The sequence below is a fragment of the Streptomyces gossypii genome, from assembly GCF_025165795.1.
Classification (GTDB): domain Bacteria; phylum Actinomycetota; class Actinomycetes; order Streptomycetales; family Streptomycetaceae; genus Streptomyces; species Streptomyces gossypii.
On record NZ_JAJAGO010000011.1, the window covers coordinates 38,943 to 52,675 of the forward strand.

12 protein-coding genes are annotated in these 13,733 nt (G+C 71.9%); 3 read left to right on the forward strand and 9 right to left on the reverse strand.

The genetic code is table 11. The annotated features are described in order from the left end of the window. Nucleotides 1-403: 403 nt before the first annotated feature. The gene (locus LHJ74_RS22665) at nucleotides 404-1,333 is read right to left on the reverse strand and encodes an alpha/beta fold hydrolase (RefSeq protein ID WP_260219999.1); all 930 of its coding nucleotides are present in this window, start codon (nucleotides 1,331-1,333) and stop codon (nucleotides 404-406) included. Nucleotides 1,334-1,964: 631 nt separating this feature from the next. Beyond that, a complete protein-coding gene (locus tag LHJ74_RS22670) occupies nucleotides 1,965-2,660 on the reverse strand; it encodes an iron-dependent transcriptional repressor DtxR (RefSeq protein ID WP_260220000.1) in 696 nt (231 codons plus the stop codon). 172 nt (nucleotides 2,661-2,832) lie between these two features. Here LHJ74_RS22670 and LHJ74_RS22675 point away from each other — a divergent pair, with 172 nt between their 5' ends. Beyond that, nucleotides 2,833-3,588 (forward strand): SIS domain-containing protein, encoded by a 756-nt coding sequence (locus tag LHJ74_RS22675; RefSeq protein WP_260220001.1) that lies wholly within the window; start codon nucleotides 2,833-2,835, stop codon nucleotides 3,586-3,588. On the opposite strand, the gene LHJ74_RS22680 is transcribed toward LHJ74_RS22675, so the two are convergent. The 3 genes from LHJ74_RS22680 to pdxH form a co-directional block, all read right to left on the reverse strand. After that, complete coding sequence (locus LHJ74_RS22680) at nucleotides 3,585-5,183, reverse strand: PAS domain-containing protein (protein WP_375546810.1); 1,599 nt, start codon at nucleotides 5,181-5,183, stop codon at nucleotides 3,585-3,587. The genes LHJ74_RS22675 and LHJ74_RS22680 overlap by 4 nt on opposite strands. A 342-nt stretch (nucleotides 5,184-5,525) precedes the next feature. Beyond that, on the reverse strand, nucleotides 5,526-5,876 hold the full coding sequence (locus LHJ74_RS22685) for an SCO4225 family membrane protein (protein ID WP_260220003.1): 351 nt from the start codon (nucleotides 5,874-5,876) through the stop codon (nucleotides 5,526-5,528). A 122-nt stretch (nucleotides 5,877-5,998) separates the two neighbouring features. Continuing rightward, nucleotides 5,999-6,700, reverse strand: a complete 702-nt coding sequence (gene pdxH, locus LHJ74_RS22690; protein ID WP_375546811.1) for a pyridoxamine 5'-phosphate oxidase — start codon at nucleotides 6,698-6,700, stop codon at nucleotides 5,999-6,001. 388 nt (nucleotides 6,701-7,088) lie between these two features. Here pdxH and LHJ74_RS22695 point away from each other — a divergent pair, with 388 nt between their 5' ends. Together LHJ74_RS22695 and LHJ74_RS22700 are read left to right on the forward strand one after the other, a co-directional pair. Continuing rightward, nucleotides 7,089-8,189, forward strand: a complete 1,101-nt coding sequence (locus LHJ74_RS22695) for a citrate synthase 2 (protein WP_260220004.1) — start codon at nucleotides 7,089-7,091, stop codon at nucleotides 8,187-8,189. Nucleotides 8,190-8,285: 96 nt separating this feature from the next. After that, nucleotides 8,286-9,206, forward strand: coding sequence for a hypothetical protein (locus LHJ74_RS22700; RefSeq protein WP_260220005.1), 921 nt, complete (start codon nucleotides 8,286-8,288; stop codon nucleotides 9,204-9,206). Between the two features lie 49 nt (nucleotides 9,207-9,255). On the opposite strand, the gene LHJ74_RS22705 is transcribed toward LHJ74_RS22700, so the two are convergent. The 4 genes from LHJ74_RS22705 to LHJ74_RS22720 all read right to left on the reverse strand — a co-directional run bounded on the left by LHJ74_RS22705 (nucleotide 9,256) and on the right by LHJ74_RS22720 (nucleotide 13,703). Beyond that, nucleotides 9,256-10,014 (reverse strand): TetR/AcrR family transcriptional regulator, encoded by a 759-nt coding sequence (locus tag LHJ74_RS22705; RefSeq protein WP_375546812.1) that lies wholly within the window; start codon nucleotides 10,012-10,014, stop codon nucleotides 9,256-9,258. Beyond that, nucleotides 10,002-10,826 carry an enoyl-CoA hydratase family protein gene (locus LHJ74_RS22710; protein WP_260220006.1) on the reverse strand — a complete coding sequence of 275 codons (825 nt, stop codon included), beginning with the start codon at nucleotides 10,824-10,826 and terminating at the stop codon, nucleotides 10,002-10,004. Before LHJ74_RS22710 ends, LHJ74_RS22705 begins: the two co-directional genes overlap by 13 nt. Then, entirely contained in the window at nucleotides 10,823-12,421 is a 1,599-nt protein-coding gene (locus LHJ74_RS22715; protein ID WP_260220007.1) for a 4-coumarate--CoA ligase family protein, read from the reverse strand. The genes LHJ74_RS22710 and LHJ74_RS22715 overlap by 4 nt, the downstream gene beginning before the upstream one ends. 91 nt (nucleotides 12,422-12,512) lie before the next feature. Beyond that, entirely contained in the window at nucleotides 12,513-13,703 is a 1,191-nt protein-coding gene (locus LHJ74_RS22720) for an acyl-CoA dehydrogenase family protein (RefSeq protein WP_260220008.1), read from the reverse strand. Nucleotides 13,704-13,733: the final 30 nt, after the last annotated feature.

Consider the following 13,733-nt stretch of genomic DNA (forward strand, 5'->3'; position numbering starts at 1 on the left):
CACGATAGCCACGGCTCCCCGGACGGCCGCAAGGCGTAAGGAGTTGTGGGCCTTACCTGTGCTCGAGCGCACGGCAGCCACCGGCCCCCCGCCGGCCCGCCCACACCGGGCGGCAAGCCGACACACTGCCGCGCACCGGAGGAGCGGGCTCCGCCGTGCGGGCACCGAATGCCCGCTCGCGAACAGCCCTGTGAGAGTTGTCCGAGGAGCAGGGCTCGCCCGGCGGGCGGCAAGCGGGGAATTGCCGCGGGCCGGAGGCCGGTCTCCGCGCGCACCCGTCGGAGGCCACCGGATCAGCAGGGGCTGCGCCCGGCCGGGGGCTGGGGTGCCCGGGGGCTGGCTCCCCCCGGGCAGGACGCACCCCTGGCCGGGCGGGAGGTCCGGGCCTCCCGCCGCAGGCGGGCTACGCGTTGGGTGGGAGGGTCGCCTGGAGGAAGGGCTCGACAACGCGGCGCCAGCCGTCCGGGTGGTCGTAGTGGACGAGATGGCCCGCGTCCGGCACCTCGGCGTAGATGCCGCGGGGCAGCACCCGCACCATCTCCTGCGCCTCGGCCCGGCCGAGTTCGCCGTCGATGCCGCGCACAACGAGCGTGGGGCACTGGACCTGCGCCAGTTCGTCCCAGTGCGCGTCGTGCACCCAGGTCTCGCGGGCCCGCAGCATCTGGTCCGTCGAGAAGACCGGTCTCCAGCCGTCCTCCTGCTCGGACATCACCTCCGCGAAGAACTCCCCACGGGAAACCCGTGGGCGCTCCAGCTTCGGATCGTCCTCACCGAACCACTTGCGTACGTCCGCGAGGGTCGCGAACGGCACCGGCCACGACTCGTACCATCCCTCCCATTCGCGCTGCGACTGCTCGCCGAGGGCCGAGGCCCGCATGTCGCAGATGACGAGCGCCTGGACGAGGTCGGGCCGCTTGGCCGCCAGCTGCCACGCGGTCAGCGCGCCCATGGAGTGGCCGATCAGCGCCACCGGCGCGAGATCCAGCTGCTCGATCGCGGCCTCCGCGTCGTCGACATACGCGTCACGGTCGTAGCTGGCGTCGTCGGGCTTGTCGCTGCGCCCGTGACCGCGCTGGTCGAGGCCGATGGCGCGGTAGCGCGCGGAGAGCCAGCGGGCCGTGTCGGCCCAGTGCGCGGCCCGGCCCATCAGTCCATGCAGTAACAGCACCCCGGACGGCTTGCGCTGTCGTCCCGTCGCACCAGCCGCGCCGCCGGAGCGGTGATCCGGGTGACCGGCGTGACCCACCCCGTGGTCACCTTTCGGCGGGTCGCCGAACTCCCACGCGGCGAGCCGGATCCCCTCCGGTCCCGTCACGTCGATACGTCGCACCATGCGTCCTGGCACCCCCATTCCGTCTGATTGCCGCGCATCTGGCTGACCGCTGCGCACGCTATCGAACCTCTATTCGAACAGATCGCACTTCCGGCCAAAGCCGCTCGTTCGAGTGACCTCACCGAAGGATTGATCGCCACCGCCCAGGGGAGACAGCTACCGGGAGGGCGGCCGACCCTGGGAGCTCGGGGCTCCGGGTCGGCGCCGGGGGAAACGGGGAGACGGGGCTGCGACAGCCAACGGCGCGCGAGCCCCGTCTTCCTGACAGCCGCCCGCCTCTCCGCCGCGCACCCCGGGGCCGCCGCCGACCACCGAGCCCACACCTCTCGGTCCGCCCGCTGCCGGCCCCGCGCCTTCCCTCCCACGCCATCCGACGGCTCCCCTTCCGCCCTGCCCGTCAATGAGTAGCGACAGCGTGACACGACGCAGTCACGACCGCTCGCATTCCGGCAACATAGGTACGCGTCAGACCAGTTGGGAAGAAGACGACCGGACAGGTGTCTTCCTCGCCCGCACGGACTACCGAAACGAATCTTCGAACGGATCTTCCACGACCCGCCCTGACCTGCCCCGTCCGGTACGCCGCGAGCCCCTGCGCCGCACGCCCGCGGCCCCTGCGCCCCGTGCCCGGTCAGCGTTTGGCGACGAAGACGTGCGCCGCGACACCCGACTCCAGCTCGGCAGCCTCACCGCTGCTGCCCACCTGGACTCCACCGCCCGCCCCGGCAGTCACGCTGACCACGGCACCGGGCTGCACGCCCGCCCGCCGCAGCGTGTACATCAGCTGGGAATCGGCCTGGATAGGCTCCCCGATCCGGCGCACGACCACCGTCTTGCCGTCCACACCCGGCCGCAGCTCGGAGAGGCTGACCATCCCCGCGTCCAGGAAGGGATCGGCCTCGGCCGTCTCGCCCAGCTCTTCCAGGCCGGGAATCGGGTTGCCGTACGGCGACTCGCTCGGGTGGCGAAGCAGCTCGAGGACGCGGCGCTCGACCGCCTCACTCATCACATGCTCCCAGCGGCACGCCTCCGCATGCACCTGCTCCCACTCCAGCCCGATCACGTCGACCAGCAGGCACTCCGCGAGCCGGTGCTTACGCATCACGCGCGTCGCCAGCCTGCGCCCCTCGTCGGTCAGCTCCAGATGCCGGTCCCCGGCGACCTGGACCAGCCCGTCCCGCTCCATCCGCGCGACCGTCTGACTCACTGTCGGGCCGCTCTGGTCGAGGCGCTCGGCGATGCGCGCACGCATCGGCACCACGCCCTCCTCTTCCAGCTCCAGGATGGTGCGGAGATACATCTCCGTAGTATCGATCAATCCGGACATGCGTGCCCCTCATCGGTTGGTGCGACGGCCCTGGACCAATTCTGACGCATCCCACCGACAACCGGGCCGTTCCGGACGGGTTGCCGTATTGACAGGGGAGTGGTCCAGACCTCACCGTGATCGCGGCGGAGGCCGGGCAGCGGCCCCGAGGGCAACCAGGGAGCCGCGCGGGATGAGCGAAAACAAGTTGGCATCGGACTTCTTCGACGCGTCCATCAGCCTGCTCCAGCGGGTCAGAGACACGGAATCCGCACAGATCACCGCCGCGGGAGCCCTGATCGCCGACACGGTCGCCGACGGCGGCCGCGTCTTCGCCTACGGCGCGGGCCACTCCGCGCTCCCCGCGCAGGACGTCGTCTACCGCGCGGGCGGCCTCGCCGTGATCAACCTGCTCGTCGTGCCGGGGGTCGTCGGTGTCGCCACCAGGCCCGCCACCCTCAGCAGCGCCCTGGAGCACGTCGGCGGCCTGGCGGCCACCGTGCTGGACGCGAGCCGGGCCGAGTCCGGCGACCTGCTGATCGTCATCTCCCTCTCCGGGCGCAACACCCTTCCCGTGGAGATGGCGATGCACGCGCGGTCGCGGGGCCTGCGGGTGATCGGCCTCACCTCGGTCGCCTACACCCGCAGCACCGCCTCCCGGCACTCCAGCGGCACCTTCCTCAAGGACCACTGCGACATCGTCCTCGACAACCACATCGCGGTCGGCGACTCGGAGCTGACCGCCCCCGGCATCCCCGCGCCCTTCGCCCCGGCCTCGACGGTGGTCACCAGCGCCCTCCTCCAGGCCGTGGTCGCCACCGCGGCGGGCGGGCTCGCGGAGCGCGGCATCGCCCCGCCACTGCTGCGCTCCGCCAACGTGGAGGGCGGCCTGGACTGGAACGACCGCGTCATGGCGGAGTACGCGGACCGCATCTTCTACCGCGACTAGGGCTGTGACCGGGCCAGGTCGACCAGCGTCGCGAGGCGGACGGCGATGTCCTCGGCATAGGCCGCGTCCGAGCGGTCGAAGCCGCGGCGTCCGGCGCCGCGCAGGAAGGTCGCGACCCCGAGCGTCCGGCCCCGGCTGCGCAGCACCGCGCACAGGCCGTGCACCGTGTCGTGGGGCCACTTGCGGGACTCCGCCCAGTCCGCGGTCAGGTTCGCCTCGCTCACCGACGCGCTGACCCCGCCCACACTCGTACGGACCGAGCCGCCGCGCTCGTACGCCTGCACCGCGGGGTGACCGGCGCCGTAGCCCACCGGGATGCCGCTGCGCAGGCCCGGCTCGACCGGCGGCCAGTGGCCCGGCGCCGAGACCGGGGCCGCCGCGGCCCGTACGAGCCGGGTCGGCGCCATCAGCCGGCCGGGCGAAGGCACGGCGGGCTGGGCGGCGGCGGACGGAGCGGCGGCCATCACCGAGGCCTCGAGGTCGAGCAGCGCGTGGTCGGCGAATCCCGCCAGCGCGAAGTCCAGGTGGAGGGCGGCGGCCTCCATCGCGTCCTCGCATTCGGCGGCGGCCCGCCCGGCCCGGTGGAGTTGGGCGTCGCGGAAGCGCGTCCGTGAGGCGTCACGCTCGGCGCGCTTGGTGTGCGTGATGTCCTGGAAGAGCCAGGCCACACCCAGCGGCACGGGCTCCTCGGCCAACGGGGACGACAGCCGCAGGAAGCCGCTGCGCCAGCAGCGGCGGGTGGCCGCGTCCCCGTTCGGCCCCCTCGCGTCGCTGATCCGTGCGTCACTGATCCGCGCCTCGCCCATCCGCCCGTCGCCCGAAGGGCTGGAGCGCAGGGCCACCCAGATCTCGCAGGGCGCGGGCGGCGCACCCTGCGCCAGTACGTGCTGGAAGGCGCCCTCCAGCTCTTCGAGCCCCTGCTCCAGCAGTTCGCCCAGCGGGCGGCCCAGCAGCGCGGAGCGGGAGACGCCCAGCGCCCGCGCCGCGTGCGCGTTGACGACGGCCGGACGCAGATCCGCGTCGACGATCACCACGCCCCAGGAGGCGTCCTCCAGCAGCGCTTCGCTCAGGGCGATGGACCGTTCCAGGTCGATCTGTGCGTGCACCTCGCTGAAGGCGCAGTACACCCCGGTGGGGCGGCCGTCCGCCCCGCTCACGCCGGAGGACTGCGTGCGCACGAGTACCCTGCGGCCGTCCTTCGTCATCAGCGCGAACTCGTGCACCTGCCGCCCCGGCGTGTCCCTGGCGCCCAGCAGCCGGGCCTCGATGTCCGGGGCGTCGGCCTTGAGCACCGCCCAGCCGGCCAGCCCGTGGCGGCCGACCGCCTCGTCCGGAGTCCAGCCGAGGATGCGTTCGGCCTCACGGTTCCAGTGGGTGACGACGCCCTCGGCATCGAACGCGCACAGTGCCGCGTCCATGCCGTCGAGCAGGGCGGCGAGCAGCAGTTCGTCGTCTGCCCCGCCTCCTCCTCCGCCCGTGGCGGCGCTGCCTCCGTCGCCGGAGGCTGAGTGTTCGGAGTGGGTCTCTGACTGAGCAGTCACCTGGCACCCCCAGCTGGACGCGGTTGCTGCGACTCTGCGGCACGCACCGATCATTCAACTCGAACGTGACTCAGGGCACACGGGCTTTGCGCAAATCGTTGCCGCCCTGAAATTCGCTTGCGAGTGGTTCGCGGGATGCCTAACGTGCGAAGTACACGAGAAGGGAGGTGGTTCGGCCAGATGATGAATAACCGGACGCGTGAGGTGATTGCGGCCTAGGGCCGTCGTCACGCGTGACGCCGGCTCTGCCGGCCAATCCCAGCAGTCACCCGGCCCGCGGGCTCGTCGGACTCGTCCGACCGGCGCCCTTCCGCTTCGGCGGTGGGGAGCAGTCCGCGGGCCGTCTGCTGTCCGCATTCAGCTCCGGGACCGCACGGACTGTGAGTCCTGCGGGGGCTATGAGGCAGACGAGGCGGGTGTGCCGGAGGACCGCGGTGTCCGTGAGCTCCCCGCGCGGCGCAGGGACCATACGAACAGGCCTATCAGCCCCGCCTGGAAGAGGGCGGCGGCGGCGACCCAGCCGAAGATGAGCGGGCCGTCGAAATCGGCGCCGAGCGCGACGAGGACCGTGGGCAGGGTCAGCAGGAGCATCCACACCCCGGACAGGGACGCGTCGGCGTGGTCCACGAACGCTGTGTCCACAGCCGCGAACACCATCGCCGCCGCGACCAGCCCGAGGTAGACGAGCGAGCAGGCGTTTCCGAGGGTGACGCGGGCGTTGCGGCTCATGCGCTGGAGGAAGGCCATGATCTGTCCGTTCGGTTGGCGACCTGTATCCCCAGTCTGGCCACTGGCCGGGGCGTGCGCCTGAGTACGCGTACTCATTCGGCCGCCCCGGCCGGCCACCGCGGGTCACGTCACCGCGCAGGTCACGGGCAGAGCCGCTCCACCGTCCAGTCGCCGTCGGCGTGGACGAAGCGGAGCCGGTCGTGGAGCCGGTTCTCGCGCCCCTGCCAGAACTCCACCGCCTCGGCGACGACCCGGAAGCCGCCCCACTGCGGCGGGGCCGGGATGTCCGCCCCCTCCGGGTAGCGGACGGCCAGCTCCTCGTACATCCGGTCCAGTTCCTCGCGGGTGGCCACCCGTGAGGACTGCTCGCTGGCCCAGGCCCCGAGCTGGGAGCCGTGCGGACGGGTGCGGAAGTAGGCGGCGGTCTCGTCGCGGCCGATGCGCGCGGCCCGGCCGGAGACGATCACTTGGCGGGCGATGCCGTGCCAGGGGAAGAGCAGCGAGACGTGCGGATTGGCGGCGATCTCGGTGCCCTTGCGGGAGCCGTAGTTCGTGAAGAAGACGAAGCCGCCCTCGTCGTACTGCTTGAGCAGGACCGTACGGGAGCTGGGCCGCCCGTCGGCGTCGGCGGTGGAGAGGACCATGGCGTTCGGCTCGTGCAGACCGCTCGCCGCCGCGTCCTCGAACCAGCGGGTGAACTGGCCGTACGGTTCGGGGGCGAGCGCGCTCTCACTGAGACCTGCGGCCCGGTACCGGGCACGCATGGCGGCGGGGTCGAGGTTCGGGGTACCCGCGTGGGCGCGGGCGTGGGCTTGGGCGTCATCGGCGTGGGGCACGCGCATATCTTGTCGCATCCCCAGACCGATGGTGTGTCAGTCTGCCCGGTCTTCGCTCCTCGTACACCTCGCGCGGGAGGATCACGGGCTGTGCCTCATGTCACGGGCAGTGCGCATGTGGCGAACCCGCCAAAATCACTTCCACACCGCTGTGGCCTCCATAAATCGCGCGCTATCGTGTCCGTCCGGCCGGAGCCGGGTGACCACCATCCGTACGGGGCATCACCACGGGTACCGGAATCAGTCCGCCATCGGACACGTACCGCACCGCCGGGCAACGGCAGCGGAACCGTTCCGGCACCTCCCGGAAACACCTGGATCTGACCTGACCCTGGTCACCAGTCCGTCGACCTGCCGGCAGCACCTGCCGGCACCATCACGAGGGAGCCGCCTGATGTCCGATTTCGTACCCGGACTCGAGGGAATCGTCGCGTTCGAAACGGAGATCGCCGAACCCGACAAGGAAGGCGGCGCGCTCCGCTACCGAGGCGTGGACATCGAGGATCTCGTCGGCCATGTCTCCTTCGGGCACGTGTGGGGCCTGCTGGTGGACGGCGGGTTCCACCCGGGACTGCCGCCCGCCGAGCCCTTCCCCATCCCCGTCCACTCCGGCGACATCCGGGTGGACGTGCAGTCCGCGCTGGCGATGCTCGCACCGGTGTGGGGCCTGAAGCCGCTTCTCGACATCGACGAGGAGGAGGCGCGCGACGACCTGGCCCGTGCCGCCGTGATGGCCCTCTCCTATGTCGCGCAGTCGGCGCGCGGGCAGGGCGTGCCGATGGTGCCCCAGCGGGAGATCGACAAGGCGGAGACCATCGTCGAGCGCTTCATGCGGCGCTGGCGCGGCGATCCGGACCCCAAGCATGTCGCCGCGGTGGACGCCTACTGGACCTCGGCGGCGGAGCACGGCATGAACGCCTCCACCTTCACCGCACGGGTCATCGCCTCCACGGGCGCGGATGTCGCCGCCTCGCTCTCCGGCGCGGTCGGCGCGATGTCGGGGCCGCTGCACGGCGGGGCGCCTTCGCGGGTCCTCGGAATGATCGAGGAGATCGAACGCACGGGCGACGCCAAGGGGTTCGTCACCCGGCAGCTGGACCAGGGCGGCCGGCTGATGGGCTTCGGACACCGCGTCTACCGCGCGGAGGACCCGCGGGCACGGGTGCTGCGCCGTACGGCCAAGGAGCTGGACGCGCCGCGCTTCGAGGTCGCGGAGGCGCTGGAGAACGCGGCGCTGGAGGAACTCCACAACCGGCGCCCGGACCGGGTGCTGGCCACGAACGTGGAGTTCTGGGCGGCCATCGTGCTCGACTTCGCCGAGGTCCCGGCGCACATGTTCACGTCGATGTTCACCTGCGCGCGCACGGCGGGCTGGTCGGCGCACATCCTGGAGCAGAAGCGGACGGGACGGCTGGTCCGCCCCTCCGCCCGCTACGTGGGCCCGAGCACGCGCAGCCCCCGCGACATCGAGGGCCACGCCGACATCGCGCGCTGACCCGCGGGGCGAGGCGGGGCCCGCATCTCGTGTGCGGGTGCGGCCACCTGATGGCCGCATCCGCACACGAGATGCGGGCCTGTAAGGATGACCCGCATGCCCAGCACAGGTGACCACGCGGCTCGGGCCGCGGACACGGCCGAAGCGCTCCTCGCACCCTCCGGCGGCGTCGGCCCGGACCCACTGCCCGTCCTGACCTACCCCGCCGGAGCGGATCGCCTCGCCCGCCGCGAGGCACTGCGCCCGGTCTACGAGGCGATCGTGGCGCGGGTGGGCGCTCCCACCCTGCTCGGCGGCGCCGTCCGAGGACCGAGCGTGCGCTGGTGCAGCCGTGAACGAATCCTGCTGCTGTCCGGTGACCACACCGCCACCAGACTGTCGGGGCACGACGCCCGCAAGTTCGCACGTGCCGAATGGTGGGACTTCGACGGCGCCGACATCGGAAGACGCGGAAGGCCGCACGGCTTCGACACGTTTCCCTACACCTGGCAGCTCGACCGCGGAGGCCCCGGAGACGCCCCGTTGCATACGTACAACGGGGTAGCGGTCGCCAGCGGCTGGGACCATGCGACCACGGGGCTGGAGCTCATGCTCGCCGCGTGGGTGGAGCAGTATCCCGTCCAGGCCCCGGGTGACTGGATCGGTTTCGATCTGTGGACTGCCCGCGACTGGGGCCGCCGCATGATCGTGTCGTACACCCCCGCCCACCGCGGCCGCGAACTCGCCGTCCGTATCCACGACCGGGGTGCCGAACAGACCGAGGAGCGACAGGCTCAGATGCGTGAGCGCGGCTGGCGCACCCTTGCTGAACGCCAGTGGTGGTGTACCGATTCGCCGGAGAGCGATCCGGACGGGCCCCGGCAGATCGCTGAGCTCGCCATCACCGAGTGCCGTGCCCGGGGGGCCACCTGTCCCGACGAACTGCGGGCCCATCACATCAACGCGGGTGACCACGGCGCCCTGTGGCTCACCGGTCTGGGCCTTCCGACACACCCCTCCCGCGGCCACCACTACTGACCCCGCCGACCGGTCTCCCCGGCGTGTCAGCGCAACCTGTCAGCACCTGTCAGCGCAACGTGTCGGCGATGAGGGAGGCCCACTGCGCCACCACGCGGTTGCGGCGGGGGGTGTCGTCGCGGAGGAGGTTGGCCAGGCCGAGGCCGCGGGCCATGTCCAGCAGGCCCTGCACCGTTTCCCGTACACCCGGTGTCCGCTCGTCGGCGCCGAGCAGGGCGAGGGCCATCCGGTGGGTCTCGCGTCCGATCCGTGCCTCCAGGGCGGCGACGCGCGGGCCGAGCTGCGGCTCGTTCGAGGCGGCGACCCACAGGTGCAGCGCGGCGCGGAAGAGCGGCCCGGTGTAGAGGTCGACGATCATCTCGACGGCCGCCTCGGTGGTGGCCGGGGCGGGCAGGTCGCGCAGCACCGCCGAACGCTGCTCCGCGACATACTCGACGGCCGCCGTGAAAAGGTCCTCGCGGGTGGGGAAGTGGTGCTGCGCGGCGCCACGGGAGACGCCGGCGTGCTCCGCGACGAGCGTGACCGTACTGCCCGACCAGCCGCGCTCGGCGAGGCAGGTGACGGCCGACTCCAGCAGCCGCTGCCGGGTGGCGCGGCTGCGGTCCTGTTTGGGGGCCGTGCCGCGCTCAGAAGCTGTTGTCCTGCCCCGGTCGGGGGCCGAGTGCCCGGGCACCGCCGCCTCCTGCGTTGTCGTCGGTCGCCGACGCTCCGCGTCGACTCCCTCCTCCGCCTCGGATCCGGCGGCACCAGGCCCCTCGGCCTGATCCCCGCCGGGGCAGGACAACAGCTTCTCAGTCAGCGCACCCATCCCGGATCCCGTCGTTCGAGGAAGGCGGTCATGCCCTCGCGGGCCTCTTCGGAAGCGAACAGGCGTGCTGAGAGCTCTGCGAGGCTATCGGTGTCCCGGTCGAAGGCGCGCAGCACCTCGGCCGCGGCCAGCCGTTTCGACTCGGCCAGCCCCTGCGGGGAACCGCGCCGCAGCCCGTCGAGGATGGGGGCCAGCGCCGCGTCCGGGTCCGGCGCGGCCAGGGTGACGAGTCCGATACGAGCCGCCTCGGCGGCGTCGAAGCGCTCGCCGGTGAGGAAGTAGCGCCCCACGGCACGCGGATCCAGCCGGGGCAGCAGCGGCATCGAGATGACGGCGGGGGCGACGCCGATGCGTGCCTCGGTGAAGGCGAAGGACGCGGCTGGTGACGCGACGGAGATGTCGCAGGCGCCGAGCAGACCGGTGCCGCCCGCCCGGACATGTCCGGTGACGCGGGCGACGACGGGCTTGGGGAAGGCGACGACGGTGCGCAGCAGACGGGCCAGCGCCTGGGCGGCGGCGTCGCGCGGGGAGCCCGGCTCGCCGGAGGAGGTGCCGGAGGAGGTGCCCGAGGGCTCGCCGGAGGAGGTGCCGGTCACCGCCTCGCTCAGGTCCGCGCCCGCGCAGAAAGTGCCGCCCGTGTGGGTGAGCAGCACCGCCCGAGTCGTCTCGTCCGCCGCCGCCGACTCCAGTCCGGCGTACAGCTCCGTGACGAGGCGACGCGACAGCGCGTTGCGGTTGTGCGGCGAGTCGAGGGTGAGGGTGCGAACCCCGCGCTCGTACGTACTCCGCACCAGTTGGTGTCCGCCGGTCATGAGTGGCTCTCCTTCGCCCGCAGGTGCCGTCGCAGAATCTTGCCGCTGACCGCCCGCGGCACCGCGATCACGAACTCCACCCGCCGCACCTTCTTGTACGGGGCGACCCGCTCCGCGACGTAGGCCATCACCTCTTCCGCCGTGAGCTGTTCGCCCTGCCGCAGTACGACGAACGCCTTGGGCACCTCGTTGCCGTCCTCGTCCCCGACTCCGATGACCGCCGCGTCCGCGATCGCCTGGTGGCCCAGCAGCACGGCCTCCAGGTCGGCGGGCGCGACCTGGTAACCCTTGTACTTGATCAGTTCCTTCAACCGGTCGACGACGAACAGCCAGCCCTCCGCGTCGACGCGTCCCACGTCCCCGGTGCGCAGCCAGCCCTCGCGGTCGATCATCGCGTCGGTCTCGCCCTGGCGCCCCAGATAACCCTTCATCACCTGCGGCCCGCGTATCCAGATCTCGCCCGCCTCGCCTGCCGCCAGATCCTCCCCGGAGCCGTCCAGTCCGACGATCCGCATCTCGGTGCCGGGCATCAGTTTGCCGACGGTCCCAGGCGGCGGGTCCATGGCGGCACGTGGCACGACATGAGTGCCGGGCGACAGTTCGGTCATCCCGTACGCCTGCATCACCGTCGGCAGCCCGAGCCGTCGTGCACAGACGGCGCCCAGTTCGGCGTCCAGCGGGGCTGCGGCGCTCACCACGTACTCGACGGACGACAGGTCGTACGCGTCGACCGCCGGGTGCTTGGCGAGGGCCAGGACGATGGGCGGGGCGACGTAGAGCGCGGTCACCCGGTACTCCTGGACGGCGCCGAGGAACTGCTCCAGTTCGAAGCGCGGCAGCACGATCACGGTGGCGCCGGTGCGCAACGGCGCGTTCATCAGCGCGGTCAGCCCGTAGATGTGGAAGAAGGGCAGTACCGCCAGCACCCGTTCACCGGGGCCACTGGGCATCAGCGCGTGGAGCTGCGCCAGGTTGGTGGCGATGTTGCGGTGGGTGAGCATGACGCCCTTGGGGGACGCCGTGGTGCCCGAGGAGTACGGCAGCACGGCCAGGTCCGTCGCCGGATCGATGACGGGACCGGCGACCGCCGGTGCCCCGGCCACGGCCGGGGAGACGGTGCCCGGCATGTCGAGGACGGAGCGGTGCCCCACCGCCTGGTCGCAGACGAAGATCTCACTGACGCCGCCGGTGCGCTCCGCCGCCGCGCGGGCGACCTCCAGCAGCGGCGACACAGTGACGATCCAGCGGGCCTCCGAGTCGTGCAACTGCCGGGCGAACTCCCCGGGCGTCGCCTGCGGGTGCACGGTGGTCACCGCCGCCCCGGCCAGGCTGGCCGCGTAGAACACGGCGGGATAGAGCAGGGTGTTGGGGCTGTGCAGTGCGAGTACGTCCCCCTTGTGTACCCCGGCGTCCGAGAGTCCGGCCGCGATGCGGCGGGTGAGGCCGTCGAGTTGCGCGTAGCTGAGGGTCGTACCGTCCACCGCGTCGATCAGGGCGCTGCGGTCGCCGTGCTCGGCGACGGAACGGCCCAGCACGGCCTCGTGGATGGGCAGGTCGACGAGCGGGACATCGGCGTACTCGCTGCGGAACACCATGACGGTCCCCTTCGGGAGCGGCTCGGGATCGGAGCTGGGCGGTCGGGATCGGAGTGGGCGGTCGGGACCGGCTCGGCACCGACAAGGCTGCTCAGTAGGACTTGGGCAGCCCCAGGCTCTGGTGGGAGACGTAGTTGAGGATCATCTCCCGGCTGACGGGGGCGATACGGGCGACGCGGGCCGCCGTCACCATGGAGGCGAGACCGTACTCCCGGGTGAGGCCGTTGCCGCCCAGCGTGTGCACCGCCTGGTCGACGGCCCGCACGGCGGCTTCGCCCGCCGCGTACTTGGCCATGTTCGCCGCCTCTCCCGCGCCCATGTCATCGCCCGCGTCATAGAGATGGGCCGCCCTCTGGGTCATCAGACGGGCCAGCTCGATATCAATGTGTGCTTGCGCGAGCGGATGCGCAATCGCCTGGTGCGCGCCGATCGGCTGCTTCCAGACCTGGCGCGTCCGGGCGTAGTCGACCGCCTGCGCCAGTGCGTAGCGGGCCATGCCGAGGGCGAAGGCCGCGGTCATGATGCGCTCGGGGTTGAGCCCGGCGAAGAGCTGGAGCAGGCCCGCGTCCTCGTCGCCGACCAGCGCTTCGGCGGGCAGCCGTACGTCGTCCAGTACCAGCTCGAACTGCTTCTCCGGGGCTGCCAGTTCCATGTCGATCTGGCTGCGGCCGAAGCCGGGCGCGTCCCGCGGGACGATGAAGAGGCAGGGCTTCAGCTTGCCGGTCCGCGCATCCTCGGTGCGACCCACGATGAGGGTGGCCTGGGCGATGTCGACACCCGAGACGAAGACCTTGCGTCCGGTGAGCACCCAGTCCGTGCCGTCGCGGCGGGCGGTGGTGGTGATCCGGTGCGAGTTGGAACCAGCGTCCGGCTCGGTGATGCCGAAGGCCATCTTGCGGCTGCCGTCGGCGAGACCGGGCAGCCATTCGCGCTTCTGCTCCTCGGTGCCGAAGCGGGCGATGACGGTGCCGCAGATCGCGGGCGAGACCACCAGCATCAGCAACGGGCATCCTGCGACGCCCAGTTCCTCCAGCACGATGGACAGCTCGGCGATACCGCCGCCACCTCCGCCGTACTCCTCCGGCAGATTGACGCCCAGGTAACCGGCCTTGGCCGCGTCGGCCCACAACTCGTCAGTGTGGCCTCCGGCGTCGACGACGTCCGTGAAGTACCTGCGGCCGTAGCGGCTGCCCAGCGACCGCACGGCGGCGCGCAGGGCGCGGTGCTCGTCGGTCTCCAGCAGGGCGGGAGAGGAGGGGGCGGCGGGGGTGCTGTCGGTCATCGGATCCCTTTCGGTGCGAAGCGGGAAGAG

Bases quoted from the DNA above. Each gene is read 5' to 3' on its own strand.
- LHJ74_RS22705 (WP_375546812.1), bottom strand. From the start codon at position 10,014: ATGGGTGCGCTGACTGAGAAGCTGTTGTCCTGCCCCGGCGGGGATCAG.
- LHJ74_RS22695 (WP_260220004.1), top strand. From the start codon at position 7,089: ATGTCCGATTTCGTACCCGGACTCGAGGGAATCGTCGCGTTCGAAACG.
- LHJ74_RS22710 (WP_260220006.1), bottom strand. From the start codon at position 10,826: ATGACCGGCGGACACCAACTGGTGCGGAGTACGTACGAGCGCGGGGTT.
- pdxH (WP_375546811.1), bottom strand. From the start codon at position 6,700: ATGCGCGTGCCCCACGCCGATGACGCCCAAGCCCACGCCCGCGCCCAC.
- LHJ74_RS22700 (WP_260220005.1), top strand. From the start codon at position 8,286: ATGCCCAGCACAGGTGACCACGCGGCTCGGGCCGCGGACACGGCCGAA.
- LHJ74_RS22685 (WP_260220003.1), bottom strand. From the start codon at position 5,876: ATGGCCTTCCTCCAGCGCATGAGCCGCAACGCCCGCGTCACCCTCGGA.
- LHJ74_RS22680 (WP_375546810.1), bottom strand. From the start codon at position 5,183: ATGATCGGTGCGTGCCGCAGAGTCGCAGCAACCGCGTCCAGCTGGGGG.
- LHJ74_RS22720 (WP_260220008.1), bottom strand. From the start codon at position 13,703: ATGACCGACAGCACCCCCGCCGCCCCCTCCTCTCCCGCCCTGCTGGAG.
- LHJ74_RS22665 (WP_260219999.1), bottom strand. From the start codon at position 1,333: ATGGTGCGACGTATCGACGTGACGGGACCGGAGGGGATCCGGCTCGCC.
- LHJ74_RS22715 (WP_260220007.1), bottom strand. From the start codon at position 12,421: ATGGTGTTCCGCAGCGAGTACGCCGATGTCCCGCTCGTCGACCTGCCC.
- LHJ74_RS22675 (WP_260220001.1), top strand. From the start codon at position 2,833: ATGAGCGAAAACAAGTTGGCATCGGACTTCTTCGACGCGTCCATCAGC.
- LHJ74_RS22670 (WP_260220000.1), bottom strand. From the start codon at position 2,660: ATGTCCGGATTGATCGATACTACGGAGATGTATCTCCGCACCATCCTG.